We start from the raw sequence: 25,823 nt of genomic DNA, 5'->3' as shown, positions 1-25,823 counted from the left end.
GTCACTCCTCGTCCTTGACGGCGTCCTTGAGCACCCCGTAGACGATCAGGCGCTCGGCGGCCGAGTATTCGGGGTGGCAGGTGGACAGCGTGATGAAGGCCCGGATGGGGCGGATGTCTGGTTTGCCGGGCACGGGGGCGAACACGTCCACCTCGTCGGGCTTCACGATGTCCTGAGAGGTCACCCGGTACGTGTACGTGGTGCCGCCGGCCTGCACCACGATCTCGTCGTCGCGTTCGAGCTCGTCGATCTCGTTGAACGGGGCCGCGTACGTGGTGCGGTGCCCCGACACCACGAAGTTGCCGACCTGGCCCGGCATGGCGCTGTCCGGGTAGTGTCCGGGGCCCTTCTTCAGGTGCTCGGTGTCCACGCCCTCGATCACGGCGTACTCGTAGTCGCGGCCCAGCTTGGGGATGCGCAGCAGCGCCATCGGCCTGCCCGGCTCGGGCCTGACCGCCTTCCGCGCCGCCAGCTCGCGCTGGAGCAGCCGCTGCTGGCTCTGGGTGTACGCGCCGGTGCCCCAGAGCAGGTACGCGCAGAACAGCATCATGATCAGGCCCGCGGTGATGCTCGTCTCTCCCACGGCCCGCAGCGTGGCCCGCATGCGATCAGCGTATTCGGGTCAGATGCGGCAATCGGGGATCGCCATGTCCCGCGCGTGGCGGCTATCCTTGGCCACACTTCAATTAGGCTTACCGAAGAGCCTGTGGACGATCCGGAAGCCCAGGCCCTGAGCAGGAGTTACCAGTGCCCAAGTCCAAGGCTCGCAAGAAGGCGGTCTACACCCCGCCGCAGAGATCACAGCAGGTCAAGATCAGCCCACGCTGGCTGGCCCCCACGATGGTCGCGGCATGGATCATCGGCATTCTGTGGATCGCGATCTACTACGTCGCGCCACGGGCGCCCTTCTTCAGCGACCTCCAGAACTGGAACCTGCTGATCGGGTTTGTTTTCATCATCTTCGGAGTGGTTCTTTCCACCCGCTGGCGTTAGTTCTTTCCACAGCCTTTTCCACAGCCTGGGGAAGTCAGACCGCGCTCATGATGGCCGACACCCTGACCATCACGAGCACGGCCAGCACGGCCAGCGCTCCCGCGATCGCCAGCACCTGCCACAGGGTCTTGCTGTTCTTGGGGGCGTAGGCCAGCGCGCCCGCCAGCACCGACCCCGTGATCAGGCCGCCGATGTGGCCCGTCCAGCTGATGCCGGGCACGATGAAGGTGATCGCGAGGTTGATCGCGATGAGCGCGGCGATGCCGCGCACGTCCATGTTGAGCTTGCGCCCGACCACGAACACGGCGCCGAACAGGCCGAAGATGGCCCCTGACGCGCCGACCGTGGTCTGGTTGGGCGCGTCGACCCACAGGCTCAGCACCGAGCCGCCGAGCGCGCTGATGACGTAGATCGCGATGTAGCGGACATGGCCGAAGGCGCGCTCCAGGTAGGGGCCGACGACGTAGAGCGCCCAGCAGTTGAACAGGATGTGGAAAAGGCCGCCGTGCACGAACGCGGCGGTGATCAGCCGGTAGAACTCGCCGAGCACGGCCACCCGCGCCGGGAACATCTCCAGCTCCGCGGTGACGCGCTCGCCGGTGAGGTACTGGGCGCCGAAGACCAGGACGTTGAGGACCAGGATGGTGTACGTCACGATCGGCGTGCGGACGACGCTTCCGCCGAAGGTGGACTTGGCCTGGCGGATGTCCCTGTTGCCCTCGGCCACGCACTCAGGGCACTGGAAGCCTACGGCGGCGTCGCGCATGCAGTCGGGGCAGATGGGGCGCTCACACCGCTGACACCGGACCCAGGTCTCCTTCTCGGGGTGCCGGTAGCACCTGGGCACCGCCTCAGCGGGCTGCTCGGGCTGCGGGGGCGGGCTGGGCGGCTGGCTGGTCATGACCGAAAGCCTATGGCTTGCACGCCCTGTCCGCGTGTCCCTACCCCTCCCCTCGAAACCGCACCCACCGACGGCGAAACGCGCGCCGGCCAGCGACTGGCCGCCGACGGAACGCGGGCGACTGTCGGCGGGCGGCGAACGAAGCCGACGGAACGCGGGCGACGGCCGGCGGGCGGTGGAGAGCGGTCGGTGGGACGCAGCGGCGCCCTCGTGCGGCGGCCAGCGGGCCGGCTCGGTCATGGCGCCGCGTAAGTCGTGGGGGCGCCCGCCAGGACACCCGCGCAGGCGGCGATCCCGTGCCGCTCCGGGAGCACCCGGTACGGGCGACTCTCCGAGCCGCCCGGAAAGCGGCCCGGTGGTGGAGACGACTCTGAGCCGCTCCAGAGCGCCCGGTGGGGAGGCGACCCCGAGCCGCCCGGAAAGCGGCCCTGTGGGGAGGCGACCCCGAGCCGCTTCGGAGTGCCCGGGTGCGGGAGCGGCCCTGAGTCGCTTCTGGAGCGCCCGGCGTGGTGTGGCCCGAGCCGGGGGCCGATGGGGCATGGGTGGGGCCGCCCCAGGGCCTTGTGGGTGGGCTGGGGCGGGGGTGGGTGGTGGGTCAGGCGGGGACGCGGTCGATGGTGACGGACTCCAGGACGACGTCCTCCGCCGGCCGGTCCCGGCGGTCGGTGCGGGTCTTGGCGATGGCGTCCACGACCTCCTGGCCCTCGATCACCTCACCGAAGATCGTGTGCCGGCCGTTCAGGTGCGGCGTCGGCACGACCGTGATGAAGAACTGGGACCCGTTGGTCCCCTTGCCGAAGCGGACGCCCGCGTTGGCCATGGCCAGCAGGTACGGGCGGTTGAAGTACAGCTCCGGGTGGATCTCGTCGTCGAACTCGTAGCCCGGGCCGCCGATGCCCTGGCCGAGCGGGTCGCCGCCCTGGATCATGAATCCGGAGATCACCCGGTGGAAGATCGTCCCGTCGTAGTAGCGTGCGGTGCTCTTCTCACCGGTGCCCGGGTGCGTCCACTCTTTCGAGCCCTCCGCGAGCTCGACGAAGTTGCGCACCGTTTTCGGGGCTCTGTTGGGGAAGAGCTCCACCTTGATATTTCCACGGTTGGTCTGCAGGTTTGCGATCAGCTTCTCAGCCACGAGACAGCCGCCCCCTCTATGTACAGGGTTGGTTCTGTGATGTTTTGAGGACTATGGCCGCTAGGCCTCCAGGGCCATCCTCCCACGGTGGCCATGATTGAGCCGCCTTGTCCAGGGAAGGTCAGGCTCGGGGCCCCAACGACAGGGGAGGTTGTCGTGTCCCTGACAATGAAGAGACGCCGCGTGGTCATAGAGGTACCCACCACGTGGACGGGCCGCATGAAGGCCCGGGCCGTGCGAACCGGCCACCTGATGGCGCCCGTGGCGGACCAGGCCAAGATGGCCGCCGCCCAGCGCATCGAGGACGCCCGCTACTGGGCGGCGCCACGGATCCACTCCGCGGCGCACGGGTTCGAGGATCAGGTCGCTCCCATGGTCAGCTCCATGCTGACCGCGGCGGCCAACAAGATCGACCCCACGCCCACGCGGTCACGTCGATGGCCGACGCTCGTTCTGCTGAGCGGCCTCGCGGTGGGGGCGATCGGTTACATGTTCTACCGCCGCAATGCCCAGCAGTGGACCGAGCACATGAAGGATTCCGCCTCCGACGCGTCACGCTGGGTCAGCGAGAAGGCGGACAGGACCGCCGAGTCCACGGACCGGATGGCGGGCCGGGTGTCCGACAAGGCAGATGAGGCATCTCGCAAGATGTCCTGATCCGGTGCTGCCGGAAGGGGAGCGCGTCCTCGGTTGACACCGAGGGCGCGCTCCCCTTTTCCAGGGCCCATTGACGGTCCACCAAGCGCTTGCTACAAACCCGGGCATGGCGCTGTCTCCATTAGACGACTATCCCGTCCACCAGGCCGCCCAGGTCATGCGGCACGTCGCCACCTCCGACCGCAACTTCTACGACCGCTACTACTTCAACTGCCATCCCGGCACCGACGAGCTCATGCTGATCGTCGGCCTCGGCCAGTACCCCAACCTGGGCGTCACCGACGCCTTCGCCTGCGTACGCCACGGAGACCTGCACCGCGTCGTACGGGCCTCCCGCGAGCTGGGAACCGACCGGATGAACACCGAGATCGGCCCGTTCCGCGTCGAGGTGCTCGAAGGGCTCAAGCGCCTCAGGGTGGTCCTGGAGCCGAACGAGCACGGCCTGTCCTTCGACCTGCTCTGGGAGGGCACGATCCCGGCCACGCTGGAGCCACGGCACTTCCTGCGGTGGCAGGAGCGGGTCATGTTCGACTCGGTACGCCTGGCACAGACGGGGCGCTGGTCAGGAAATATCAGGATCGGCGAGGACGACATCCCGGTCACACCCGACCGCTGGCAGGGGACCAGGGACCGCTCCTGGGGCATCAGGCCGGTCGGCGAGCCCGAGCCACCCGGCATCCAGACCAAGAACGCAGGCACGTTCTACTGGCTCTACACGCCCATGCAGTTCGACGACCACGCCATCCACTGCATCATCCAGGAGGACGAGCGCGGCCGCCGGATGCTGGAGGAGGCCGTACGCGTCTGGTCCGACGGCCGCGAGGAGGAATACCTCGGCAGACCGGAGTACCGCCCGGTCTACGCCCCCGGCACCCGCGACGTCGTGGAGGCCACGATCACCTTCTCGCCTCCCGGCGGCAAGCCGTTCGACGTGCGCTGCTCCCCGATCCTGCCGGTGCACCTCATGGTCGGCACCGGGTACGGCCTGGAGCCGGACTGGAAGCACGGCATGTACCAGGGCGAGGAGCCGGTCGTGCAGGGCGTGACGTACCGGCTGCCCGACGACGCCGCCAGGATGTGGGGCATGGTGGACGCCGTCGGGCGCTTCGAGTACGACGGGCTCGTCGGCCACGGCCTCTACGAGTACTGGGCGCTCGGACCGCACCCGTCCTTCCCGGAATGACCTAGTCGGCCTTCTCGCAGATGATTTTCATCGCCTTGATGGCGAGCGACGGCGCGTCCACCTTCTCGCCGGGCTTGGCCGGCTGGGCGGGCACGGCCCGCACGGCGTCAGGGAGCTCGCCCTCCGGAAGGGGCACGGCCTCGGCCACCTCCGCGCCGTCCGAGGGGACGGGCACGGCCTTGGTCACCTCCACGCCGTCCGACGGGTCGGGCACCGTCTTCGTCCCTTCCGCGCCGTCCGGCGGGACGGGCACGGCCTTGGCCACGCCCGGCGGCGGGACTTCGCCGTCGGGAAGGGCGTCGACCTTCACCGTGTCTCCGGGCTTGAACTCGCGCACCTTGCCGTCAGGCCCGACGATCTTGCCAAAGGCTCTCGGCGCGGCCTCGGCCAGCTGGACGATCTTGCCGTCGGCCGTCTTGCAGGTCACCTTGGCGCCGGCGGCTCCCGGGGTCTCGTCGGCCATGGCGGAGCCGGTCAGACCGGTGATGGCCAGTACGGCGACCGCGCCGAGCAGCGCGAGACGTCGCTTGAACATGGGTTCTCCTCACTGGGATCGGTCGAACGCCTCCGAGACTGGCCCGGCGTACCTGAAGCGATCCTGAAGAGGCCCTAAATGATCTTCAGGTTGGCTTTAGGTGCCCTGAGGCACCCTGGTCGGTGTGCGAGTGCTACTGGTGGAGGACGAGGAGCGGCTGGCCGACCTGGTGAAGGGCGGCCTGGCGGGTGAGGGCTTCGCCGTGGACGTGGCCCACGACGGGCGTGACGGCCTGTGGATGGCCACCGAGAACACGTACGACGTGATCGTCCTGGACGTGATGCTGCCCAGGCTGAACGGCTACGCCGTCTGCGCCAAGCTGCGCGAGGCGGGCGACTGGACGCCGATCATGATGCTCACGGCCAAGGACGGCATCTACGACGAGGCCGAGGCGCTCGACAACGGGGCCGACGACTATCTGGCCAAGCCGTTCTCGTACGTGGTGCTGCTGGCCAGGTTACGGGCGCTGGTGCGGCGGGGCGGGCGGGAGCGGCCCGTGTCGATCACGGTGGGCGACCTGGTGATCGACCCGGCGGCGCTGAAGTGCCGCCGGGGCGAGGTGGAGATCGGGTTGACGCCCAAGGAGTTCGCGGTGCTGCACGCGCTGGCCCGCCGGGCCGGCGAGGTGGTGTCCAAGAGCGAGCTGCTGGCCCAGGCCTGGGACTTCTCCTACGACGGCGACCCGAACATCGTCGAGGTCTACATCAGCGCCCTGCGCCGCAAGATCGACATGCCTTTCGGGCGGACGACGCTCATGACGGTCCGCGGCGCCGGCTACCGGCTGGAGGCGGCATGATCCCCCTGTGGAAGGCGTCGGCCGCGCTGTCGTCCGTGCGGCTGCGGGCGACGGCCGCCGCGACCCTGGTGGTGGCCCTCGCCCTGGGCCTGGCCGCGCTGGCGCTGGTGACGGTGCTGCGCGGCACGCTGGAGAGCAACGCCGACGCCGAGGCCACCAGGAAGGCCGTGGCGGCGGCGCCGTACGCGGAGAGGCTGGACCTCATACCCGCCACGCCGCTCTCGCCCGGCGTCAAGGCGCCCGAGGAGGCTCTCGGCGAGGGCTCGGTCGCCTTGACCAAGCAGGCCCAAGGCGAGCCGCTCGCGATCGTGGGGAAGAGCGGCACGGTCCAGCTGCGCGACGGCACGACGGCCACGGTCGCCGACCCCGACGTCCTGCTGACCGACGACAAGAGCGCCTCCACCACCGAGTGGGCGGCGCCGCGGAAGTACGCCGTCGCCGGCGTCAAGGTGGCCACCGCGGGCGGCCCCGCCATGGTCTGGTCGCGGGTCCCCCTGGAAGGCACCGAGAAGGCGCTGCAGACGCTCTACGGCGCGCTGCTGCCCGGCGTGCCCGCCGTGCTGCTCGTGGTGGCCGGGATGACGTGGTTCTCGGTGGGCCGCGCGCTGGCCCCGGTGGCCGCCATCCGGGCCAAGGTCGCCGACATCACGGCCCGCGACTTGCACCAGCGCGTGCCCGTACCCGGCTCGAAGGACGAGATCGCCGCACTGGCCTCCACCGTGAACGGCACCCTCGACCGCCTGGAGACGGCCGTGGACACCCACAAGCGGTTCGTCGCGGACGCGGCGCACGAGCTGCGCAGCCCCATCGCCACCCTGCGCGCCCGCCTGGAGCTGGCCGAGCCCAGCGAGCTGACCAGGGAGGCGCTGGCCGACGTCGAACGCCTGCAGTCCCTGGCCGCCGACCTGCTCATCCTGGCCAAGCTGGACGCGGGCGAGCCGCTGCGCGCGGCCGAGCTGGACCTGGGCCAGGTGGCCGCCGAGGAGTCGGTACGCGCCAGGCGCCGGCCCGAGGTGCGGCTGGAGCTGGACATCGAGCCGGACGTGGTGATGAAGGGCTCCCGCGCCCACCTCGACCGCCTGGTGACGAACCTGGCCGACAACGCGGTCCGGCACGCCGCCTCCGCCGTGCGGGTACGCGTACGCGCCGAGGAGGACCAGGCCGTGCTGGAGGTGCAGGACGACGGGCCCGGGATCCCGCGGGAGCAGCGGGAGGCGGTGTTCGCCCGGTTCACCAGGCTGGACGAGGCGCGCGCCAGGGACGCGGGCGGAGCCGGGCTGGGGCTGCCGATCGCGCGGGACATCGCGCACCTGCACGGCGGCACCCTCATGTACGAAGATTCAGGATTTATCGCCAAATTTCCTCTGAACCACTCATGATCTGCAAACGTGTGAGTGGTTGAAGGAGGCAACAATGCTCACACGCCGCGCATTGATCACCAGAAGCAGCGCCGTGGGCGCAGGAGTCGTGTTCCTGTGGCCGCGCCCGGCAGAGGCGGAAGCGGAGGCGGCCAAGCCCGTCCTCGCCACCACCAAGAGCATCCCGGTAGGGGGCGGGAAGATCGTCCAGGGCAAGTACGTGATCACCCAGCCGAGGAAGGGCGTCTACAAGTGCTTCAGCGCCAAGTGCACCCACCAGGGCTGCACCGTGGCGAGCGTCAGCCGTGGCACGATCAACTGCCCGTGCCACGGCAGCAAGTTCAGCGCCTCGACGGGCGCGGTGGTGAACGGCCCCGCCAAGAAGCCGCTCGCCGGCAAGAAGATCAAGGTGTCGAAGGGGAAGATCAGGCTGGCTTGATCGGCAAGGCGTAGGTGGTGCTGCGCTTGGTGATCTCGAAGCCGGCGCGGGCGTACACGCTCACGGCCCCCGTGGGGTTGTCGGCGTCCACCCCGAGCCCGGCACTCTCATAGCCCTGATCTCCGAACGTGGCAAGGGCGTGCCCGATCAGCGTGCTCGCCACGCCCTTTCCGCGCCACCCCCGCAGCGTGCCGATGATCTGGATCCACGCCTGGCGCTCGCCGCGCCGGGCGGAGCCGGCCTCGAAGAAGTGCGTGATCAGCACCCCGACCGGGCGGCCGCCGGCCAGGGCCACGAACGATGACTCGGGACGGAAGTTCCTGGAGCCGCTGATCATGGCGCGCCAGCTCTCGGACGTGTGCCGCACGCTGCCCCAATGGTCGCGGAACGACTCGTTGCGCACCTGGCGGGCGCCTTCGTCGAGCTCGGGCGACCAGGCGGCGATGGAGACGCCCTCCGGCGGCCGCACCGCGGGCAGGCCGCCCGACAGGCTGCGTTCCATGCGGGCGAACCACCGTACGGCCGTGAACCCGGCCCCCTCCACCAGCGCGGCGAGGTCGGGCCGGCCGTCGAGGACGTCGACGTGGAGCTCCAGAGGGACGCCGGGGTGAGCCCGCTCGGTCACGCCCGGCGCCGTCCGGATGCTCCAGTCCACGATGCGCCTGCCGAGCCCCTGCCTGCGGTAGGCGGGGTGCACGCCGCCCGACAGGCGCATCATGTGCAGGTCGTCGGCGGTCTGCCTGACGGGGAGGTAGCCGAAGGCCACGAGCCGGTCGCCGTCCCTGGCCGCGAGCGTGCCCGTGGCCAGATCGATGAGATGGCTGGAGAGTTGCTGCGCCGCCTCTTCGACGCCGTGGGCCTCACCGGTCGTGTCCTCGGCCTCCATGGCGGCCCAGAGCTCGGCCAGAGCCTCGGCGTCATCCGCGGTCAGCGGTCCCCATTCCATGCCCGGCAGCCTAGGCGAGCCTGGTGGAGCACCCCAACCGGTTTCCCATGTGGGCCAGGCCCTCGGCGAACGACCGGCGCGTACGTTCGCGGAACCCGATGAACAGCCGGTTGGCCAGGGCGACGGCCCAGTGGTTGCCGGCCACGTTGTAGACGCGGTGGATTAGGCGCGTGCCCTCGGGGACGGGGGTGACCGACCACTCGCCGCGGTACCACCAGCCGCCCTGGTAGGCCAGGACGTGCTCGCCCAGCTCCGTCCTCGGGATGGCCCGTACGAGCTCCGGCCACACCCGCTCGACCGGAGCCTCGATCACTCCGGCGACCTCGGTGATGAGCCGCCTGCTCACTGCGCGCTCACCCTCGTGTTCTGGAAGGAGGCGAAACGCCAGCCCTCGGGCGTGCGCAGCGCGGTCAGCGTGACGACGGACCGGCGGCTCGGGTCGGCCGCGCCGTTCACGGACGAGCCGCCGCCCACGATCACGAGCGCGACGTCGTCGGTGAGCGGCTTGATCAGCGGCTCGACACCGCCCCCTTCGAGCTTGATGTCGAGCCTGAACAGCTCGCGGTGGGCCTCCTCGATGGCCTGCCGGCCCTCAAGGTGCTGTCCGAAGAACGTGATGTAGTCGGCGTCCTCGGTGAAGAGCCCGGCGTAACCCTCTGCGTCCCCGGAGTTCCAGGTCTCCGCGATCCGCACGAGCAGCCGAACGATCTCTGTGGACATGGCACTGCTCCCTCTGTCGCGGCGCCTATCCTGTGAATGCGAGTTCGGGCAGGGCAGGCGCCTTGTTCGGATTTCCGGCCGCCGGGGTGTTGGCGCACCTCGGCGGCCTTCTCACATCTCGACTGTGGTCTGCCAGTCGAGCTCTCCCCTGTCGAGCCGGTCGAGCAGCCCCTTGATCCAGCCGAGCTCGGCGGTGTAGAGCGCCTGCTCGCACTCCACCTCCAGCATGAGGATCGCGGGCAGGCCGCTGTCGGCCATGGCTCGCAGGTGGGCCTCCATTCCGGCGAGGGCACCCTCGATCGTGGCCGCGCGCCCGCGCAGCGCCCGCTGCGCCTCGGGCAGCGGCATGCAGCCCATGAGCGAGACGGCCGCGACGAAGGCTCGCCGGTCGGGGTCGGGTTTCTCCAGGAGCTGCCGCAGCCGGGTGACCAGCTCCTTGCGACCCTCGTCGGTGATCTCGTAGACCGTGCGCTCGGGCCTGCGGCCCTCGCGGTCGGTCTTCGAGGGGACGATCAGCTCGTCCTTGGCCAGCCGCTCCACCGCGTGGTAGAGGCTGCGCGGCAGGCCGGTGATGTAGTCCTTGTGCGTGTCGATGATGAACCGGTGCAGCTCGTACGGGTGGCTCGGGCGCACCGTGAGCAGGGCCAGCACGGTCACGCCGACCAAGCTGTGGCGTTGCGCCATGATGCCTCCCGCTATATTGCAACTTGCAATATAGCTCAGACATCCAGCTGGAGAAAGGCCCTGTCGATCGCCTCCCTGGCCACGTCCTCCGGATAGGGGAAGAGCTTGATCAGGTCACGCAGGCCCTCCACGTGGGCCCGCCTGGCCAGCTCCGCCACGAGGGCCAGCTCGGCCTGCTGCGCCTGCGCGTACGCCCGGTCCACGACCGCGCCGTGCCCCGGCACGATCACCTGGTCGGTCAGCTCGTCCAGCATCGCCGCCATGGTGAGCGGCCAGTCGAGCGGGTACGAGTCGCTGAACGCCGGCGGCGCCCCCTCCTCCACCAGGTCGCCCGCGAACACCACGCCCGCGTCCGGCACGTGCACGACCACGTCGTTGCTGCTGTGCCCGAGCCCGAAATGCTGCAGGTGCACGATCCGGCCGCCGATGTCGAGGCTGGCCGCGCTCGTGAACGTGTGGTCCGGCGGCACGATCGCGACCTCCTCGAACTCCTCACGCCGCTCGGGCCGCCCCTCGATCATCACGGCGCGCTGCTGCGCGCCGTACTGCTCGATCTCCTCGGCGCACCTGACGTGACCCCAGATCTCGGCCGGGCGGAAGATCGCGTTGCCGAAGTAGTGGTCGAAGTGGGAATGGCTGTTGACGACCGTCCACGGGCCGGCGGTGATGCTCCTGACCGCCTCGACCAGGTCAGCGGCCTCCCGGTGCGAGCTGCGCGTGTCGAGGACCAGGCAGTGCCCGTCGCCCACGACCAGACCCACGTTCATGTCGTACGACTTGTGGCGCCGGACATAGACCCGGTCGCCGACCTCCTGCCACTGCTCGTTCATGCCAACGAACCCTACTTTTAAGCCGCGTCATTTGAGGTATTCGAGCACTGCCAGCACCCTTCTGTGCCCGTCCGCGGCGGGCGGGAGGTCGAGCTTGGCGAAGATGTTCGCGATGTGCTTGGCCACGGCCGCCTCGGTGACGAACAGCTCCTTGGCGATCGACGCGTTCGTCCGCCCCTCGGCGATCAAGGCGAGCACCTCCTGCTCGCGCGGGGTGAGCCGGGCCAGGGGGTCGCGCCGCCGCCTCAGCAGCTGGCGGACCACCTCCGGGTCCACGACCGTGCCCCCGGCGGCCACCCGGTCGAGCGCGTCGACGAACTCGCGTACGTCGCCGATGCGGTCCTTCAGCAGGTAGCCGATCCCGGCGCCGGCGCCCGGCTCCAGCAGCTCGGCGGCGTAGGTCTGCTCGACGTACTGGCTGAGCACCAGGACGGCCAGGTCCGGATGCCGCCCGCGCAGCTCCAGCGCCGCCCGCAGCCCCTCGTCGGCGAAGCCGGGCGGCATCCGCACGTCGGTCACCACGGCGTCGGGGCGGTGCTCGGCGACGGCGGCGAGCAGGGCGGGCGCGTCGCCGACCGCGGCGGCCACGGTGTGGCCGAAGCGTTCGAGCAGCCCGACCAGGCCCTCCCGGAGCAGGACGGCGTCCTCGGCGATCACTACGCGCACGGTATCTCCACTCTCACCAGGGTCGGACCGCCCATCGGGCTGGACAGGGACAGTCTCCCGCCCACCACGGCCAGCCGGTCGGCCAGCCCGGTCAGCCCGGTGCCCTTGGCCGGGTCGGCCCCGCCCACGCCGTCGTCGCGCACCTCCACGACCAGCGTGCCGCCCTCGACCCGCCCGGTGACGGCGCCCGTGGTGGCCCGGCTGTGCTTGGCCAGGTTCGCGAGAGCCTCGCTGACCACGTAGTACGCGGTCACCTCCACGGCCGCGGGCAACCGTCCGACCGGCTCCACGTCCACGTCCACCGGCACGGGCGAGCGCCCGGCGACGTCGCGGACCGCCGCACCCAGCCCGCGGTCGGTGAGCACCTGCGAGTGCACTCCCCTGATCAGCTCGCGCAGCTCGGCGAGCGCCCGCTTGGCCTCCTCGTGGGCCTGCCCGACCATCCGGCCCGCGGGCGAGTCGTGCGGCAGGTCCAGCCGCGCCATGCCGAGCGCCATCGCCAGGGAGACCAGCCGCTGCTGCGCGCCGTCGTGCAGATCTCTTTCGATCCTGCGGCGCTCCATCTCGAACGCGTCCACCAGCCGCGCCCGCGACCGCAGCACCTCGTTCAGCTCGGAGTCCTGCGGCGCGAGCATCGCGCGTACCATCGCGCCTCGGGCGCCGCCCCAGGCGGTGATCGTGTACGCGGCGACGGGCAGCAGCAGCACGCCCGCCACCGAGCCCACGACGGCGACCCCGGGCTCCGCCTCGGGCTGCACGACCGGCGACAGCATCAGGACCACCGGCCCGCCCACCGTGAACCCCAGCATGATCAGGTCGATCCACCACAGCGCGAGCACCGTGATGACGGCCAGCCCGGCCTCCCGCCCGCGCCCGCCGGGCACCTCGGGCAGCGGCACGCCGTCCACCAGCCGCAGCCTGCGCCGCTCGAACCAGGCGACGAGGGGCAGGCACAGCGCCAGCACGACCGGGGCCGCGACCACGCCGAGCGGGATCGTGGCGAACACCGCGGCCCCGACGGCCACGCCGGGGCCGGCACTGGCCAGCAGGTACGCCGCGCACCGCCAGGGCCACGCGGAGCCCAGGAAAGGCAGCGGCCGCTGGGTGAGCGCCTCCAGCGCGGTCCGGTTGAGCACTTTCTGACGCTATCCGCCGGTTGGCGGGCTGAGCAGTAGTGCTGGGTCTACTGTCCGAGGAAGCGGGTGAGCACCGGGGCCAGCGCCTTCGGGTCCACCATGTGCGTCTGGCCCTCGATGACCTCCCGCACGGCGCCCGGGACGAGCTCCGCGATCGCGTCGGCGGCCCGGGCGAAGAACCCGCCGCCCCCGCCCACGAACGAGTCGGCGCCGGCGCCGCCCGTGGCCACCAGCGTGGGGCAGGCGATGCCGGCCAGGCGGTCGGCGGGCGGGCGGCCGTCGCCCAGGCAGGCGGCGTCGTACGCGAGCGTGGGCGCGATGGCTTCCAGGCCCGGCCACATGGGCGAGTCGCGGGCCTGCTCCACCATCTCCTCGGTGGCGCCCGCCGTCACCATGAACAGCGCGAACGCGTCGCCGCGGCGGCCCTCGGCCAGCAGCGCGCGCAGCCGGTCGGCGTACTCCCGCGAGCGCCGCGGCCCGTCCGGCGCCATGTCGTAGGGGACCTCGTACACGGCCAGCCTCGCGATCGGCAACCCCGTCGCGGCGGCTTCGAGCGCGAGCGCGCCGCCCGACGAGATCCCGAACAGGTGCGCCGCCCCGCCCGCCTCGGCGATGAGCGCGGCGATGTCCTCGATCTCGCGTTCGACCTCGTACGGAAGGGTGTCCTCGCTCTCGCCCCGGCCGCGCCGGTCGTAGTTGTAGACGGTGAACCGCTCCGCCAGCTCGCGCGCGAGCTGCGCGTTCGCCGAGCGGTCGACCGCGGCGCCGCCGACCAGGACGATCGCGGGGCCGACGCCCAGGCGGTCGAACGCGATGGACGTGCCGTCTTTCGCCGTGACGCGGTACATGTGACTCCTCCGGAGGCCCTTGTGACCACCCGATCTCGATGGGTGACTATCGGCGGCGGCGTTATGGGACTACCGTCGTGCGTATGGCGATCCCCATTCCATCACGGCGGAATTCCGCGGACAACGACAATACCCCTGACACCCCCGCGCCACCGTCATGGCCGATGTCGACTCCCCGCCTTTCCGCCGAACCCAAGACACAATCCGGGGAAACAGCATCAATCATCGTAAATTTAGACAAGGCGACACTTGATGCGGTTCATCAAAAAGCGCGCTCCGATGGCCGTATGATTTCCGATGTGATTCGCGCGGCGGTGGAGCGCGAAGTGGGCAACATGACGCACGCGACCATCTTGATCCAGCGCTGGAACCTGCAGTGCGACGACCTCGACAGAGCGGCCGACGCCCTTCAGGTGGACCGGATTTCGGACGATGTGATGCTCAGGCTCGGCCTGCATCGGAATCAAGAGGACTGACCATGCTTCCTGGGCGCGTTCTCGATGTGGGAGCGCTCGTCGACATAGCGGTCGCGAAAACGAATCATTCTCGCAGCATCGCGGCGCTGTGCCTTTATCGGGGCGGCGGTCTGTGCATTCCCGCGACCGCACTCACCCTCGTCTATTCGATCGTCCCGCTCGCCACCAAGGTCGAACTCTTCGATTTGATCAGCAGCTCCGCCGTCCAGGTCGACGACCTCACCGCGGGAAAGGTCCCCGACATCGCCGAGATCCTCGACGGATCGAGCGACGTCACCGCGGGCCACGTGATTTTATGCGCGCGGACCACCCAGTGGCCGATCCTGACCGACCGCCCCGGCGTCCTGCGCAATCTGGACCCGGCGATCCTCGTCGATCCGCTGCCTGAGCAGAACTGACCTCTCGGGCCAGGCTGATGTCCGGTTCACCCACTATTGTGGGGGCCCGGACACACGAGGAAGCGGATCCACCTTGGCACATCGCGCCCTGGTCATCGCCCTGCTGCCCGCGATAGCGCTGCGGGCGCTCGCCGTGCTCGGATATCCGCCGTCGATCCTCTTCTACGGCGACTCGTTCGCCTTCCTGCGCGAGGAGCTGACCCCCGGCACCACCAGGCCCTCCGGATACTCGCTGCTGCTGGCGCTGCTGCGCCCCGCGCACAGCCTCACGCTGGTGACGGTCCTGCAGCACCTGCTGATGCTGGCGCTGGCCGTGGCGGTGTACGCGCTGCTCAGGCGGCGCGGCCTGCCGGGCTGGGGAGCCGCGCTGCTGGTCACCCCGCTGCTGTACGACGAGTTCCTGGTGCTGCTCGAACACATGATCATGGCGGACGCGGTCTTCGTCGTGCTGGTCACGGTCGCGATCCTGCTCGTGGTCTGGCGCGTCACCCCCGCCACGGCCGCCGTCGGCGGCCTGCTGCTCGGCCTGGCCGGGATCACCAGGACGGTCGGCCTGCCGCTGCTGATCCTCACGGCCGCGTACCTGCTGATCAGGCGGTACGGCTGGCGCCCGCTCGTGGCGCTGCTGGTGGCGGGCGCGATCCCGCTGGGCGCGTACGCCACCTGGGCGAAGGTGGAGAAGGGGAAGTTCGCGCTGACCGAGGCGGACGGGAACTTCCTGTGGTCCAGGACCATGAGCTTCGCCGACTGCTCGGTGATCAAGCCTTCGGAGCGGCTGGCCGTGCTCTGCCCGAACATGCCGGTGGAGCAGCGCCCGTACCCGCCGTACTGGCTGTGGGAGAGCTTCTCCCCCCTGCTCAAGGTGCCGGGGACGGCCAATCGCAACCAGCTCGCCGGGGAGTTCGCCAGGGCGGCCATCCTCGCGCAGCCCGGCGAGTACGTCGCGGCGGTCGCGACCGATCTCACGCAGCTGCTGCGCTGGGAGCGTACGGCCGTGGACGAGAAGACGCCGTACAAGTTCCCCGCCGCCGAGCGGCCGCTGAGCGAGTCGGTACGGGGCATCGCCGAGTCGTACGAGGCCGGACCGGCCGCCACCCGGGTCGTGGAGCCGTTCGCGGGATGGTTGCGGGCGTACCAGCGGTTCGGGTACGTGCCCTTCCCGCTGCTCATGCTGGCCCTGGTCGGGGCGCTGGCGACGGCGCTGGTGCGGCGGCGGTGGGACGCGCTGCTGCCCGGGGTCACGGCGCTCGCACTGGTCGCCTCGCCGCCGTTCCTGGCGGCCTACGACGTGCGGTACGTGATCCCGGCGATCCCGCTCGTCTGCCTGGCCGTGGGACTGGCCCTCGGCGCCCGGTCACCGTCCCGGCAGGAGCACGCGGGGACGCCCGGCCCTGAGCTTTCCCGGACCACCACCTGAGTGCTAGGGTCACGTGTAAGGAAATTATTACACGTGACGGGAAGCCATGACAGTGCCGGAGCCGACAGGTGACGACCTGGTCGAGATCTTCGCGGCGCTGGCCAACCCGCTGCGGCTGCGCATCATGGCGGTGCTGGCCGACGGGCGTGACTACGTCAGCCACCTGGCCCGCGAGATCGGGGTGAGTCGCCCGCTCCTCCACATGCACCTGCAACGGCTCGAAGCGGCCGGGCTGATCGTCGGCACGCTGGAGCTGTCCGACGACGGCAAGGCCATGAAGTACTACGAAGTCACCGACTTCAGCCTGCACCTGACCGCGTCGTCGCTGGCCGAGGCGGCCAGGACACTCACCAGGCCGGACCCGGGGAAGGGTCCAGGACCCAAGGAGCACTCCTGATGATCGATTCTTGGCCCGCGGCGATCTTCTCCTTAGGGGTGCTGCTCGTGGTCGGCTTCCTGATCGCCCTTTTCGCCGTGGGGATGTTCGAGATGCGCAAGGCCAAGCTCGACGCCCATCAGGCGGACGACCTGCGGCAGCTCGTGCGCCGGTATGAGCAACTCGCCGAGAACACCATGGACGCCCAGCAGCGGATGGCCGCCGACCTCGCCGAGCTGCGCGCCCGCGCCACGTCGATCGAGCAGATCCTAAGAACGGTCGAATAGGGCGACGAAGCGGCGTTGCCAGGGGGTCTCGACGGCGTGCGAGTCGTAGTGCTCGCGTACGTAGGCGACGGCCCGGTCGCCGGGCACCCCGTCGAGCACGGCCAGGCAGGCCAGGGCCGTGCCGGTGCGGCCCCGGCCGCCACCGCACGCCACCTCCACGCGCTCCGACTCGGCGCGCGCCCACGCCTCGCGGAACGCGTCGGCGGCCGCGCCCCGGTCGGACGGCAGCCAGAAGTCGGGCCAGCGCACCCACCGGTGCTCCCAGTCGACGGCCGGGGGCCGGCGGCCCAGCAGGTAGAGGGCGAACGTGGGGAGCGGGCCCTCGGGGAGCGGATGCCGCAGCCCTCGGCCGCGGACGAGCCGGCCCGAGGGCAGCCGCAGCACACCCGCCGCCGTGGGGTCCCAGGTCTCTGCCATGGTGCGAGCGTAGCCGCGAGGGCCGCCGGAGATCGCGATCTTCAGCTCTCGGCGGACTCGCCTCTCAGAGGCCGAAGGCGCCGCCCTCCACGAGGATGACCACGCCGAGCCCGATCAGGACGAGGGGCAGCAGGATGTGCCCCCATCGGCTGAGCGCCTTGGCGACCAGCGGGCGGGTGGCGAAGAACCTCCCGGCCAGGCACCAGACGGCGACCAGGATCAGGAAGACGACCACGTACACGGTCATGCCCGAGGTGCCGGAGGTGGCGAAGACGGGGACGTAGACCCCGATGTTGTCGCCGCCGTTGGCGAAGGTGACCGCGGCGACCTCCAGCGCCTTCGGCCCGCCGCCCCGCGCGGGCGGGTCGTCGTCATCGCCGCCGTCGCGGTCGCGCCACACCTGCCAGGCCGCCTTGAGGCCCAGGGCGAGGGGGAGCAGACCGAGGTACGGGACGGCGGACTCGGGCAGGAACGTGGCCCCGAAGGCGGCCGCGACGGCGACCACGAGGATCCCGGCGAAGCCGATGTACTGCCCGAGGACGATCCGCAGGTGCCCGGCCCCCTGGGCGAAGAAGAGCGCCAGGATGACGATGTCGTCGATGTTGGTGACGGCGAACAGGCCGGCGGCTTGCCCGAAGATGCCCGCATTCATGCGTGGCACCGTACTGGACCTGCACAAGGGCGTCCCACCGGCCGTCCCCAAGTTGACAGGCGCCCTGACACCTGGGCCTCCAGCTTTCTGACGCAGATTGCGGCGTATGTGGTCACACCTGGTGAACTCTCGCTCATCCTTTGTTATGGTCACTCACTGTCCAGAAACGGACACCCTTTACCCGAGGAGGATCATGAGGACCCCGAGGACCGTCGCCATCACTGCGGCTGTGGCGGCGACAGTCGCTCCCCTGCTGGCCATCGCGACCCCGGCGAGCGCCCAGCAGTCCACCGAGACCACCAAGAGCGTCCAGAGCATTCCCGGCCTGGACTGGCTCTCCCTCGATAGCCTCAACCCGGCCGAGCAGCTCAAGAAGGTCAAGCAGCTGCTCGGCACCGGCTACGTTCCCGAGGCGTTGAGCGTGACCAACGCCGCCAACCCCCAGTACACGTCCGTCTGGATCAAGGACGCCACCCGCAAGGTGAGTGTCCTGCAGGGCCTGTCGGCGACCGACCTGCCGACGCGCATCACCGAGCAGGCGAAGAACGGCCTCCAGCCGACCATGATCACGGGCACGGGCACGGGCACCGGCGCCATCTTCGCGGCGGTCTTCGAGAAGACCACGGAGAAGGTCCAGTCCAAGCTCAACATGACCAAGGACGTCTTCGCGTCCGTCAACGCCCAGCTCTCGACCGCGGGCTTCCGCGTCGCGTCGCTGGACGTGTACGGCACGGTCGAGAAGCCCCTCTACGCGGCCGTCTGGGTCGCCGGGGCCGCGGCGGGAACCGTCCAGGTGACCACCGGCCAGACGGTCGAGCAGCGCGGCAAGGAGCTCCTGGCCAAGGCCAAGGAGGGGCTGCGTCCCGTCCTCATGTCCGTCGAGCCCGGCAAGCTCTACACCACCGTGTGGAGCAAGGGCAGCTCGACCGGCCTGAAGGAGTACCTGAACCTGTCCAAGCTGACCTACACGCTCAAGGCCACCGAGCTGAAGGCGCTGGGCTACCGGCCCGAGGTCCTGGACACCGAGGGCAGCACCATCGCGGCGATCTGGAGCAAGGGCTAAGACCCGGGTCGTGGTGCCGTGCACCGGCGATCAGCGAACACCCGTCTGATCGCCGGAACGCGGGCATAATGGCGGCCGATGCCGGAAATGCGGGAAATATCTGAGTATGCGGCGGCGATCGCGCCCGTCATCGACGCGGCCCAGGTCAACGTGCACGCCTCCGCCCGCAGAGCGATCACCGCACTGGCCGAGACCGCCGGCGTGAGCGCGGGGCTGCTGTACGACCTGAGGTTCGTGCTGCCGCTGCGCCCGCTGACCCGAGCCGGCCTGGCGGCGATCTACCGCTACCGCGACGCGGCCGAGCGAGAGGCCGGGATCCGGGAGCACCTGAGCGAGGGCACCCTGGCCGAGGACGGCGGCGGGGCGCTGAGGGCGACGGCCTCGGGCCTGGCGTTCATCCGGCAGCTGTACGAGGCGCACGGCGCCACGGCCGAGCGGGTCTGGGCAGGGCAGGACCTGCCCCGGCTGACCCACCTGGCCGGCAGCGTGCTCGACCGGGCCGAGCGGCTGCCGGGCGGCGCCCTGGAACTCGTCGCACCCCCCTACGAGCCCGAGGGGAGCGGGCCGGGCCTGCTCCTGTTCAACCGGCTCGCCGTCCTGCGCTACCACCGGGCGGACGCCCACGCCCGGGCCTGGCAGGCGGAGGGCCTGGCCGCGGCCGAGATCGTCGGCCTGCGGGACGGGCCCGTCCGCGCGCGGATCGAGGCGGAGACCAACCTGCGGGCCGCGCTGCCGTACCAGGTCCTGGCCGAGGACGAGCGGCAGGCGCTGTACGACGGCCTGCTGAAACTGATCTAAAGCGCCGCCAGCAGGCGGCCCACCTGGGTGCGGTCGTTCACGCCGAGCTTGTCGTAGGCGGCCTGCAGGTGATTGGCGGCCGTCCGCGTGGACAGCGTGAGCCGGTCGGCGATCTGCCGGTTCGTCAGCCCGGCGGCCGCGAGCTGGAGGATCTCCCGCTGCCGTGGCGTCAGCTCGGGCGTGGCCAGCTCCACCAGGGCCGGGGTCGACACGCCGGGGCAGCGCCTGGCCAGCGCCCACGCCCTGGTCTGCGCGCCCTTGGCCAGGCTGCCGCGGCCCGCGTCCCGGTGCGCCGCCGCCTCCTGGGCCGTGGCCTCGGCCGCGTACAGGAGCATCCCGAGCCGTTCGAACTCCCCGGCCACCGCCCGGAGCTCGTCCGGGTCGCCGATCGCGTGGGCGTGCCTGGCCAGGAGCCCGGCCAGGGGGCCGTCCACCCGCCCGGCCAGTCTCGCGAACTGGTCCGGGGCGCCGAGCCGTACCAGGTCGTGCAGCGCGAACATCAGGCCGGCGTGCAGCTCGTGCCGTTCGGCGTGGTCGGCCGCCGCGAGGCACAGCCGTACCGCCTCGTCGAGCTCGCCGCCGGAAGCCGCCACCCACACCTCGGCCTGCAGCACGTGCTGCCTGGTGAAGGCCCACCTGGACGCCGTCGCGCCGGCCTCCGCCAGGGCCTCCCGAGCCTGTTCCGTACGGCCCAGCAGCGCCAGCGCGTGCGCCTGCTCGGCCAGCACCCGCCCCAGGTAGGGCTCCCGCCCGGGCATCCTGGCCAGGTCGTCGCGGCACCAGCGCAGCGCCCCCGCGACGTCCCCGCGCAGCCGGCCGACCATCGCCCGGTACGCCGCGAAGCCCGACACCGACAGCTCGGCGGCCGGCAGCTCCATCCCCTGCTCGGCCGAACGATCCGCCGCCTCCAGCAGGCCCGCGAACGTCTGGGCGGCGCACATCGCGTCCAGGAAACTCGGCAGCGCGTGCGGCGCCTCGTCCCGCCAGCTGTCCACGCTCTCCAGCGTGCGCGCGGCGATGGCGAGGCTCTCCCCGGTACGCCCCGCGTACGCCGCGACCCACGCCTCCATAGCCGCCGCGTGCGCGTCGGCGCGGGGAGACATCGGCCCGTACGTACGGGAGCGCGCCAGCGAGCGGGCCGCCCCGGTCAGCCGCCCGGCGAAGCAGTCCGTCACGGCGCGGTAGACGTGCGCCTCCTGCAGCCAGGCCGGCTCGGTCAGCGTCGCGGCGGCCAGGTCGAGCACCTCGCACGCCTCGGCGTCCGCGCCCGCCCACGCCAGGTTGATCCCGAGGCTGAAGGAGTGCTGGGCGCGATCGGCCTCGGTGACCGCGTCGCGCGCCGCCCGCCGCAGCGCCGCCAGCGCCGCGTCCGCGTCGCCCAGCACCATGAGCACCTCGCCGAGCACCGCGACCGCGGCCACGCCCCCACCCGCGTCGATCGCGGCCTTGGCCAGGCGTTCGGCCAGGTGGGGGTCCTGCCTGCCCCAGGCCAGCCGGGCGGCCGACACCAGCATCCCGGGGGCCGTGACCGAGCCGGAGTCCAGCCGCCACACGGCCGCGCGCAGCTCGTCCTCGCGCCGCCGCAGCCCGCTGGCCTCCAGCGCGTCGGCCAGCATCCGCAGCCGCCGCCGCGTCCGCAGCGTGCCGCAGCCGCCGCGGACGACCTCGCCGTAGAGGGGGTGGCCGAGCCGCAGCTGCTCGCGCCTGCCCTCGCTGACGGCCACGACCAGGCCGCGGTCCTCGACCCGCTCGACCGCCCGGGCCGAGGTCAGCGACACCAGCAGCTCCGTGCCCAGCGGCTCCCCGAACGCCACCAGCTCCAGCACCTCGCGCTCGTCCTCGTCGAGGTGGCCGATCCGGTCGCCCACCAGCTCGCGCAGCCTGGTCGTCATGGACAGCTCGCCCCGCCAGCGCCACTGCCCGTCCCGCTCGGCCAGGCAGCCTGCGTTGCGCCCCGCCTGCACGACCTCGCGCAGGTAGAGCACGTTCCCCTCGCTGACCCGCGCGAGGTGCCGTACGGTCTCCGCGGCCACCTCGCCGCCGAGCGCGCCCGCGAGCACCTGCCCGACCTCGGCCCTCGTCAGCGGCGGCAGCTCGATCCGGTCGAGCAGCTCGTCCTTCCACAGCGCGGCCACCGGCGCCGGCTGCGGCTCCCCGGACCGCACCGTCACCAGGACGCGCGCCGCGCCGCTGTCCGCCAGGTAGTGCACCAGCGCCGCCGAGGCGGGGTCCAGCCGGTGCGCGTCGTCCACGCTGACCAGCAGCTCGCCGCGCGCCGCGCGGTCGCGCAGGTGGCGGGCGGCCCAGCGCAGCAGGTTCTCCCCGCCCTCGGGCGGCCCCGTCAGCACGTGCGCGAACGCCCCGAACGGCATCATCGACGCGGTCTCCGTGCCGAGCGCGCGCACCACCGCATACCCCGGTAACCCGGCCAGCGTCTCCGCCGCCAGCCTGCTCTTCCCGACCCCGGCCTCACCGGCGATCATCACGCCCGCTCCCGACCGCAGCGCCGCCCGCACGGTCGTGAGCGGCCCCCCTCGCCCGACGAACGGCCAACAGCTCCCCTGCTCGCTCATCGCGCCTCCTCTCGACACCCATCGTCGTCACGGAGGTTCGCGCGAGGTTCAAGTGGGGTTGGTGCTCAGCCCGGCGGCGGAACGGAGGAGATCGAGGAGCGCTTCCGTGCCGCTGAACGGCACCGGCTCCCCTCCCACCTCTTCGAGCAGCCCGCGGAGCTGGCCGCCGGATTGCTCGGGCTCGACCAGCCGGACGATGACCGTTCTCATCTGGAAACCATCTCGCCGGGCGGTTCAGGTCTGGTTCAGGTGGGGTACGGGGCGGGCTCGACCTCCAGCTCGCGCATGCGTTCGGCGTAGAGGTGGTAGCGCCTGCGGGCGTCGCCGCGGCGGCCGGCCAGGTCGAGCACCCGCACCAGGCCCAGGTGGGCGCGCTCGTCGTAGCGGTCGCGCTCCAGCAGCCGCAGCCAGTAGCGGGCGGACTCGTCGTAGCGCCGCTCGCCCGCCCGCGCCGCCGCGAGCCTGGCCGCCGCCTGCGTGTAGGCCAGCCGGGCCTGCTCGCGCAGCCCCACGGCCCAGTCCGCGTAGGGGTCCTCCTCGCAGAACTCCCCGCCGTACGCGCTCTCGGCCGCCGCCCACCACTCCAGCGCCTCGGCCGTACGCCCCGCCTGATCCAGCCGTACGGCCTGAGCCACCAGATCCAGAAATTTCTCGACATCGACGTCGACATTGGACAGGTCAAGCCGTAACGCGCCCTCGTCCGACACCACGATCTCGTCCGCCGGCCTTTCGTGCGCCGGATCCAGCACCGCGCGCAGCGTGGACACCATGACGTTCAGCCGGCGCAGCCCGACCGCTTCGCCCTCCTGGTCCGGCCAGAGGATCTCGACCAGCCGCTCCCTGCCGATCCCGCTCCCCCTCCGGCTGACCAGGATCTTCAGCAGGTCACGCGCCTTGCGCGACTGCCAGGCCGTACGCGGGACCGGCACGCCGCCCCGCAGCACCCGGAACGTTCCCATGGTCTCGACGATCACCCTCGCGCCCGGCGCGGGAGCGGCGCGGGCGATCAGCGCGTCGATCCGGCCGTCGAGCGCCCGGCAGCCGATGGCGTGCATGCGCTCGCGCACCCCGGCCGCCAGCTCGCCGCCGGTCGCCGGGTCGGCCAGGGCCGCCCTGACCAGCTCGGCCCTGGCCTGCCCCACGGGGTCGCCGAGCATCGTCCACGTGCGCACGGCCTCGTCGGCCCGCCGCGTGTCGCCGTCCAGCTCGGCCCGCAGCTCGGCGATGGCGGCCTGCGCGGCGTGGTCCCTGCGGCTCACCGCGACGGGTTCGGTCTCGTCGAGCAGCGCCCTGGCGTCGCCGTGCCGCCCGCCCGCCAGCGCCACGCGGGCGGCCACGACCCTGGCGGTCACCCCCGCGATGCCTTCGGTGTGTTCGAGCGCCTGCTCGGCGACGCGCGCGGCTTCGGCCGGATCGTCGTCGGCCAGCAGCTCGGCCAGGCCGTTGAGCGCGTTGGACAGCGACTGCACCTCGCCCGACGGCGCCGAGTCGGCGATGATCCGCCGGTAGATCGCCGCCGCCGTCCTGCGGTCGCCGCGCAGGACGTTGATCTCGGCGAGCCGGTTCAGGCCGGTGCTGACCAGGCGGGAGCCCATCGCCTCCCATCTGGCCACCGCGTCGGCGGCCTCGGTGGCCGCCTCCTCCAGGCGGCCGAGCCCGATCAGGGCCTTGGCGCGGTTGGAGACGTTGAGGGCGGCGTAGGGAGCGAACGACACCAGGTCGGACAGCCGGCCCCCGATCTCCGTCTCGGACAGCGCCTCGGCGTAGGCGCCCTCGTCCACGTGGCGGGAGGCCCGGTTGGCGTGAATGCGGATGAGCTGCACGATGTCGCCCGCGCGTTCCGCGTACTCCAGGGCGCGCAGGTAGTGGGCGTCGTTGGCGCGGCGGTCGCCGTCGAGCGCGGCGAGCATGGCCAGGACCGTGTTGGCCATGGCCAGCGCGCTCGGGTCGCCCAGGCTGCTGGCCTGCTCGAGCGCCTTGTCGGCGAGCTCGGCGCAGCCCGCCCGGTCGCCCTTCAGCCAGAGCACCGACGCCGTGGACGCGGCGCACATGGCGGCGTCGGCGGGCGGCAGGCCGTACTCGTGTCCCCTGGCGTACACGGCCAGGGCCGCGTCGAGGTCGCCGCGCAGGTGGTCGATGAGGCCGAGCCGCCTGGCCACGAACGCGTCGAACGCCGGGCCCTCGGCCGCCTGGGCGAGCAGGTCGCGGGCGCGGGTCCAGTGGCCGCGGTTCTGCTCGGCGACGCCGGCCAGCTTGATCATGGTGGGCGCGTTCCTGGCTGGCTCGGGCAGCAGCTCCAGCGCCGCGACCACGTCCCCGCGCTCGGCCAGGCGCAGGCCGTACGAGTCGAGGAGCGCGGCCGCCAGGACCCGGTGCTCGGTCGCGACGGCGGCGCGCAGGGCCAGCTCCGGCTGGTCGTGCTCGACGTACCAGCGGGACGCGACCGCCGCCACGTCGTGGGCCTCGTGCCGGTCGAGCGGCGCGTGCTTGGCCAGCACGTGGCGGCTGGTCAGGGTCAGGCGGTGACCGTCCTGACCAGCCTCGAGGAAGAGGCCGCGGCTGGTGAGCGAGTCGAGCGTGTCGGGCGGCGCGCCGAGCGTGGCGGCCAGCCCGGCGGTCAGCACGGGCAGGACGGTGGCGGCACGCAGCAGCTCGCGCATCGCCGGCGGGAGGTCCTTGAACGCGGCCAGCGTGAGGCGTTCGAGCGTGGCGGAGTTGGCGGCCAGGCCGGCGGCCGTGCGCGGCCAGCCGGACGGGTCCTCGCGGGCCAGCGCGTCGAGCGCCGCCTGCACGGCGGCGGGCCAGCCGCCGCAGGCGTCGTGGAGCGTGGCGGCGACGGCCGCACCCTGCTCGCCCAGCCGGTCGCGCGCCCAGGCGGCCGTCTCGTCTTGGGTGAGGGCGAGATCGGTCGCGTCGAGGTCGAGCACCTCGTGATCCTGGCGCAGCCGGGCGGTCGGGAACGGCAGCGGCGCCCGCGACGCGGTGACCAGGTGCAGGTGCCTGGGGGCGACGCGGACCAGCGTCTCCACGTAACGCACGGAGCCCGGGGCGCCCGCGATGGCGTCGATGCCGTCGAAGACCAGCGCGAGGCCGCGCCGCAGCCGCCTGGCCAACGCCTCGGCCAGCGCGCCCGCCAGCGCCGCGGCCCTGGACAGCTCGTCGGCGTCCGGACCGAGCGGCGCGTCCGCGGCGGTCACCAGGTCGGCGGGCAGCCCGGCCACCCGCTCCGACAGAGCCGATGCCACCGCTCCCGCCAGCGTGGGAAGATCACGATCAGCGGGCCCGAGCCGGTGCAGCACCGCGCCGACGGCCTGGCTCCAGCCCGCCAGAGCAGTGGACTTCCCGTAGCCTGTAGTTGCGACGAGCGAGGTGAGCCTGTACGTCAGCGCCCCGTCCAGCCGCCGGTCGAGGGCGGGACGGGGTCGCACCCACCCTCGTTCCACCCCCGCATGCTACGCCGGGGTTCGCGAGGGACTCCATAGTTCGAAAAGTGCCACCTCCCGGTAACAGACCGGCGGGCGCACTATGGTCGTACTTCTTGA

30 protein-coding genes are annotated in these 25,823 nt (G+C 71.6%); 13 read left to right on the top strand and 17 right to left on the bottom strand.

The features are described from left to right. Position 1 precedes the first annotated feature (1 nt). Positions 2–604, bottom strand: coding sequence for a class E sortase (locus ACFKCF_RS17360; RefSeq protein ID WP_394494711.1), 603 nt, complete (start codon positions 602–604; stop codon positions 2–4). Between the two features lie 143 nt (positions 605–747). On the opposite strand from ACFKCF_RS17360, the gene ACFKCF_RS17355 reads away from it, so the two are divergent. Continuing rightward, positions 748–993 (top strand): cell division protein CrgA, encoded by a 246-nt coding sequence (locus tag ACFKCF_RS17355; RefSeq protein ID WP_394494710.1) that lies wholly within the window; start codon positions 748–750, stop codon positions 991–993. Between the two features lie 34 nt (positions 994–1,027). Here ACFKCF_RS17355 and ACFKCF_RS17350 read toward each other — a convergent pair whose 3' ends face one another. Together ACFKCF_RS17350 and ACFKCF_RS17345 are read right to left on the bottom strand one after the other, a co-directional pair. Next, on the bottom strand, positions 1,028–1,894 hold the full coding sequence (locus tag ACFKCF_RS17350; protein ID WP_394494709.1) for a rhomboid family intramembrane serine protease: 867 nt from the start codon (positions 1,892–1,894) through the stop codon (positions 1,028–1,030). A gap of 595 nt (positions 1,895–2,489) precedes the next feature. Next, complete coding sequence (locus tag ACFKCF_RS17345) at positions 2,490–3,026, bottom strand: peptidylprolyl isomerase (RefSeq protein ID WP_394494707.1); 537 nt, start codon at positions 3,024–3,026, stop codon at positions 2,490–2,492. A gap of 183 nt (positions 3,027–3,209) precedes the next feature. On the opposite strand from ACFKCF_RS17345, the gene ACFKCF_RS17340 reads away from it, so the two are divergent. Continuing rightward, positions 3,210–3,683, top strand: coding sequence for a hypothetical protein (locus ACFKCF_RS17340; protein WP_394494705.1), 474 nt, complete (start codon positions 3,210–3,212; stop codon positions 3,681–3,683). 106 nt (positions 3,684–3,789) lie between these two features. Next, positions 3,790–4,866, top strand: coding sequence for a hypothetical protein (locus ACFKCF_RS17335; RefSeq protein ID WP_394494703.1), 1,077 nt, complete (start codon positions 3,790–3,792; stop codon positions 4,864–4,866). 1 nt (position 4,867) lies between these two features. Here ACFKCF_RS17335 and ACFKCF_RS17330 read toward each other — a convergent pair whose 3' ends face one another. Next, complete coding sequence (locus ACFKCF_RS17330) at positions 4,868–5,401, bottom strand: hypothetical protein (RefSeq protein WP_394494701.1); 534 nt, start codon at positions 5,399–5,401, stop codon at positions 4,868–4,870. Between the two features lie 124 nt (positions 5,402–5,525). Between ACFKCF_RS17330 and ACFKCF_RS17325 the strand changes: the two genes are divergently transcribed. The 3 genes from ACFKCF_RS17325 to ACFKCF_RS17315 are packed head-to-tail and all read left to right on the top strand — an operon-like array spanning position 5,526 to position 7,994. After that, positions 5,526–6,197 (top strand): response regulator transcription factor, encoded by a 672-nt coding sequence (locus tag ACFKCF_RS17325; RefSeq protein WP_394494700.1) that lies wholly within the window; start codon positions 5,526–5,528, stop codon positions 6,195–6,197. After that, positions 6,194–7,576, top strand: a complete 1,383-nt coding sequence (locus ACFKCF_RS17320) for an ATP-binding protein (protein WP_394494698.1) — start codon at positions 6,194–6,196, stop codon at positions 7,574–7,576. Before ACFKCF_RS17325 ends, ACFKCF_RS17320 begins: the two co-directional genes overlap by 4 nt. Before the next feature lie 34 nt (positions 7,577–7,610). Beyond that, the gene (locus ACFKCF_RS17315; RefSeq protein WP_394494697.1) at positions 7,611–7,994 is read left to right on the top strand and encodes a Rieske (2Fe-2S) protein; all 384 of its coding nucleotides are present in this window, start codon (positions 7,611–7,613) and stop codon (positions 7,992–7,994) included. On the opposite strand, the gene ACFKCF_RS17310 is transcribed toward ACFKCF_RS17315, so the two are convergent. The 8 genes from ACFKCF_RS17310 to ACFKCF_RS17275 form a co-directional block, all read right to left on the bottom strand. Beyond that, positions 7,981–8,940 (bottom strand): GNAT family N-acetyltransferase, encoded by a 960-nt coding sequence (locus ACFKCF_RS17310; RefSeq protein ID WP_394494695.1) that lies wholly within the window; start codon positions 8,938–8,940, stop codon positions 7,981–7,983. The genes ACFKCF_RS17315 and ACFKCF_RS17310 overlap by 14 nt on opposite strands. Before the next feature lie 10 nt (positions 8,941–8,950). Continuing rightward, positions 8,951–9,286, bottom strand: coding sequence for a hypothetical protein (locus tag ACFKCF_RS17305; RefSeq protein WP_394494693.1), 336 nt, complete (start codon positions 9,284–9,286; stop codon positions 8,951–8,953). Beyond that, entirely contained in the window at positions 9,283–9,660 is a 378-nt protein-coding gene (locus tag ACFKCF_RS17300) for an SgcJ/EcaC family oxidoreductase (RefSeq protein WP_394494692.1), read from the bottom strand. The genes ACFKCF_RS17305 and ACFKCF_RS17300 overlap by 4 nt, the downstream gene beginning before the upstream one ends. Positions 9,661–9,771: 111 nt before the next feature. Beyond that, positions 9,772–10,344 carry a PadR family transcriptional regulator gene (locus ACFKCF_RS17295; protein WP_394494690.1) on the bottom strand — a complete coding sequence of 191 codons (573 nt, stop codon included), beginning with the start codon at positions 10,342–10,344 and terminating at the stop codon, positions 9,772–9,774. A 35-nt stretch (positions 10,345–10,379) separates the two neighbouring features. Beyond that, positions 10,380–11,174 carry an MBL fold metallo-hydrolase gene (locus ACFKCF_RS17290; protein WP_394494688.1) on the bottom strand — a complete coding sequence of 265 codons (795 nt, stop codon included), beginning with the start codon at positions 11,172–11,174 and terminating at the stop codon, positions 10,380–10,382. 27 nt (positions 11,175–11,201) lie between these two features. Next, the gene (locus ACFKCF_RS17285; protein WP_394494687.1) at positions 11,202–11,840 is read right to left on the bottom strand and encodes a response regulator; all 639 of its coding nucleotides are present in this window, start codon (positions 11,838–11,840) and stop codon (positions 11,202–11,204) included. Then, entirely contained in the window at positions 11,831–12,976 is a 1,146-nt protein-coding gene (locus ACFKCF_RS17280) for a sensor histidine kinase (RefSeq protein ID WP_394494685.1), read from the bottom strand. Before ACFKCF_RS17280 ends, ACFKCF_RS17285 begins: the two co-directional genes overlap by 10 nt. Positions 12,977–13,023: 47 nt before the next feature. Next, positions 13,024–13,824, bottom strand: coding sequence for an alpha/beta fold hydrolase (locus ACFKCF_RS17275; RefSeq protein WP_394494683.1), 801 nt, complete (start codon positions 13,822–13,824; stop codon positions 13,024–13,026). A gap of 83 nt (positions 13,825–13,907) precedes the next feature. Here ACFKCF_RS17275 and ACFKCF_RS17270 point away from each other — a divergent pair, with 83 nt between their 5' ends. From ACFKCF_RS17270 to ACFKCF_RS17250, 5 genes are all read left to right on the top strand, one after another. After that, positions 13,908–14,300 carry a hypothetical protein gene (locus tag ACFKCF_RS17270; protein WP_394494682.1) on the top strand — a complete coding sequence of 131 codons (393 nt, stop codon included), beginning with the start codon at positions 13,908–13,910 and terminating at the stop codon, positions 14,298–14,300. Positions 14,301–14,302: 2 nt separating this feature from the next. Beyond that, a complete protein-coding gene (locus ACFKCF_RS17265) occupies positions 14,303–14,698 on the top strand; it encodes a hypothetical protein (RefSeq protein WP_394494680.1) in 396 nt (131 codons plus the stop codon). A gap of 73 nt (positions 14,699–14,771) precedes the next feature. Continuing rightward, positions 14,772–16,115: a hypothetical protein gene (locus ACFKCF_RS17260; RefSeq protein WP_394494679.1), complete on the top strand. Its 1,344-nt coding sequence runs from the start codon at positions 14,772–14,774 to the stop codon at positions 16,113–16,115. Positions 16,116–16,161: 46 nt separating this feature from the next. Then, positions 16,162–16,512 (top strand): ArsR/SmtB family transcription factor, encoded by a 351-nt coding sequence (locus ACFKCF_RS17255; RefSeq protein ID WP_394494677.1) that lies wholly within the window; start codon positions 16,162–16,164, stop codon positions 16,510–16,512. Further along, a complete protein-coding gene (locus ACFKCF_RS17250; RefSeq protein WP_394494675.1) occupies positions 16,512–16,778 on the top strand; it encodes a hypothetical protein in 267 nt (88 codons plus the stop codon). Before ACFKCF_RS17255 ends, ACFKCF_RS17250 begins: the two co-directional genes overlap by 1 nt. Here ACFKCF_RS17250 and ACFKCF_RS17245 read toward each other — a convergent pair. Together ACFKCF_RS17245 and ACFKCF_RS17240 are read right to left on the bottom strand one after the other, a co-directional pair. Next, on the bottom strand, positions 16,761–17,195 hold the full coding sequence (locus tag ACFKCF_RS17245; RefSeq protein ID WP_394494674.1) for a protein phosphatase: 435 nt from the start codon (positions 17,193–17,195) through the stop codon (positions 16,761–16,763). The genes ACFKCF_RS17250 and ACFKCF_RS17245 overlap by 18 nt on opposite strands. A gap of 64 nt (positions 17,196–17,259) precedes the next feature. Then, complete coding sequence (locus ACFKCF_RS17240) at positions 17,260–17,847, bottom strand: cadmium resistance transporter (RefSeq protein WP_394494672.1); 588 nt, start codon at positions 17,845–17,847, stop codon at positions 17,260–17,262. A gap of 193 nt (positions 17,848–18,040) precedes the next feature. On the opposite strand from ACFKCF_RS17240, the gene ACFKCF_RS17235 reads away from it, so the two are divergent. Together ACFKCF_RS17235 and ACFKCF_RS17230 are read left to right on the top strand one after the other, a co-directional pair. Further along, entirely contained in the window at positions 18,041–18,910 is an 870-nt protein-coding gene (locus tag ACFKCF_RS17235; protein WP_394494670.1) for a hypothetical protein, read from the top strand. Positions 18,911–18,997: 87 nt separating this feature from the next. Then, complete coding sequence (locus ACFKCF_RS17230; protein WP_394494668.1) at positions 18,998–19,708, top strand: hypothetical protein; 711 nt, start codon at positions 18,998–19,000, stop codon at positions 19,706–19,708. On the opposite strand, the gene ACFKCF_RS17225 is transcribed toward ACFKCF_RS17230, so the two are convergent. Genes ACFKCF_RS17225 through ACFKCF_RS17215 form a run of 3 tightly spaced genes read right to left on the bottom strand, consistent with a single transcriptional unit; the run spans position 19,705 to position 25,709 of the window. After that, positions 19,705–22,281 (bottom strand): LuxR C-terminal-related transcriptional regulator, encoded by a 2,577-nt coding sequence (locus ACFKCF_RS17225; protein ID WP_394494667.1) that lies wholly within the window; start codon positions 22,279–22,281, stop codon positions 19,705–19,707. The two genes, ACFKCF_RS17230 and ACFKCF_RS17225, sit on opposite strands and share 4 nt — an antisense overlap. 48 nt (positions 22,282–22,329) lie before the next feature. Beyond that, positions 22,330–22,491 (bottom strand): hypothetical protein, encoded by a 162-nt coding sequence (locus ACFKCF_RS17220; RefSeq protein ID WP_364843858.1) that lies wholly within the window; start codon positions 22,489–22,491, stop codon positions 22,330–22,332. 35 nt (positions 22,492–22,526) lie between these two features. Next, entirely contained in the window at positions 22,527–25,709 is a 3,183-nt protein-coding gene (locus ACFKCF_RS17215; RefSeq protein ID WP_394494665.1) for a BTAD domain-containing putative transcriptional regulator, read from the bottom strand. Positions 25,710–25,823: the final 114 nt, after the last annotated feature.

Origin of the sequence: Nonomuraea sp. JJY05 (assembly GCF_043496855.1) — a bacterium.
Taxonomy (GTDB): domain Bacteria; phylum Actinomycetota; class Actinomycetes; order Streptosporangiales; family Streptosporangiaceae; genus Nonomuraea.
The sequence above is the reverse complement of the archived record's forward strand: the minus strand, read 5'-3'. Positions and strand labels throughout refer to the sequence as shown.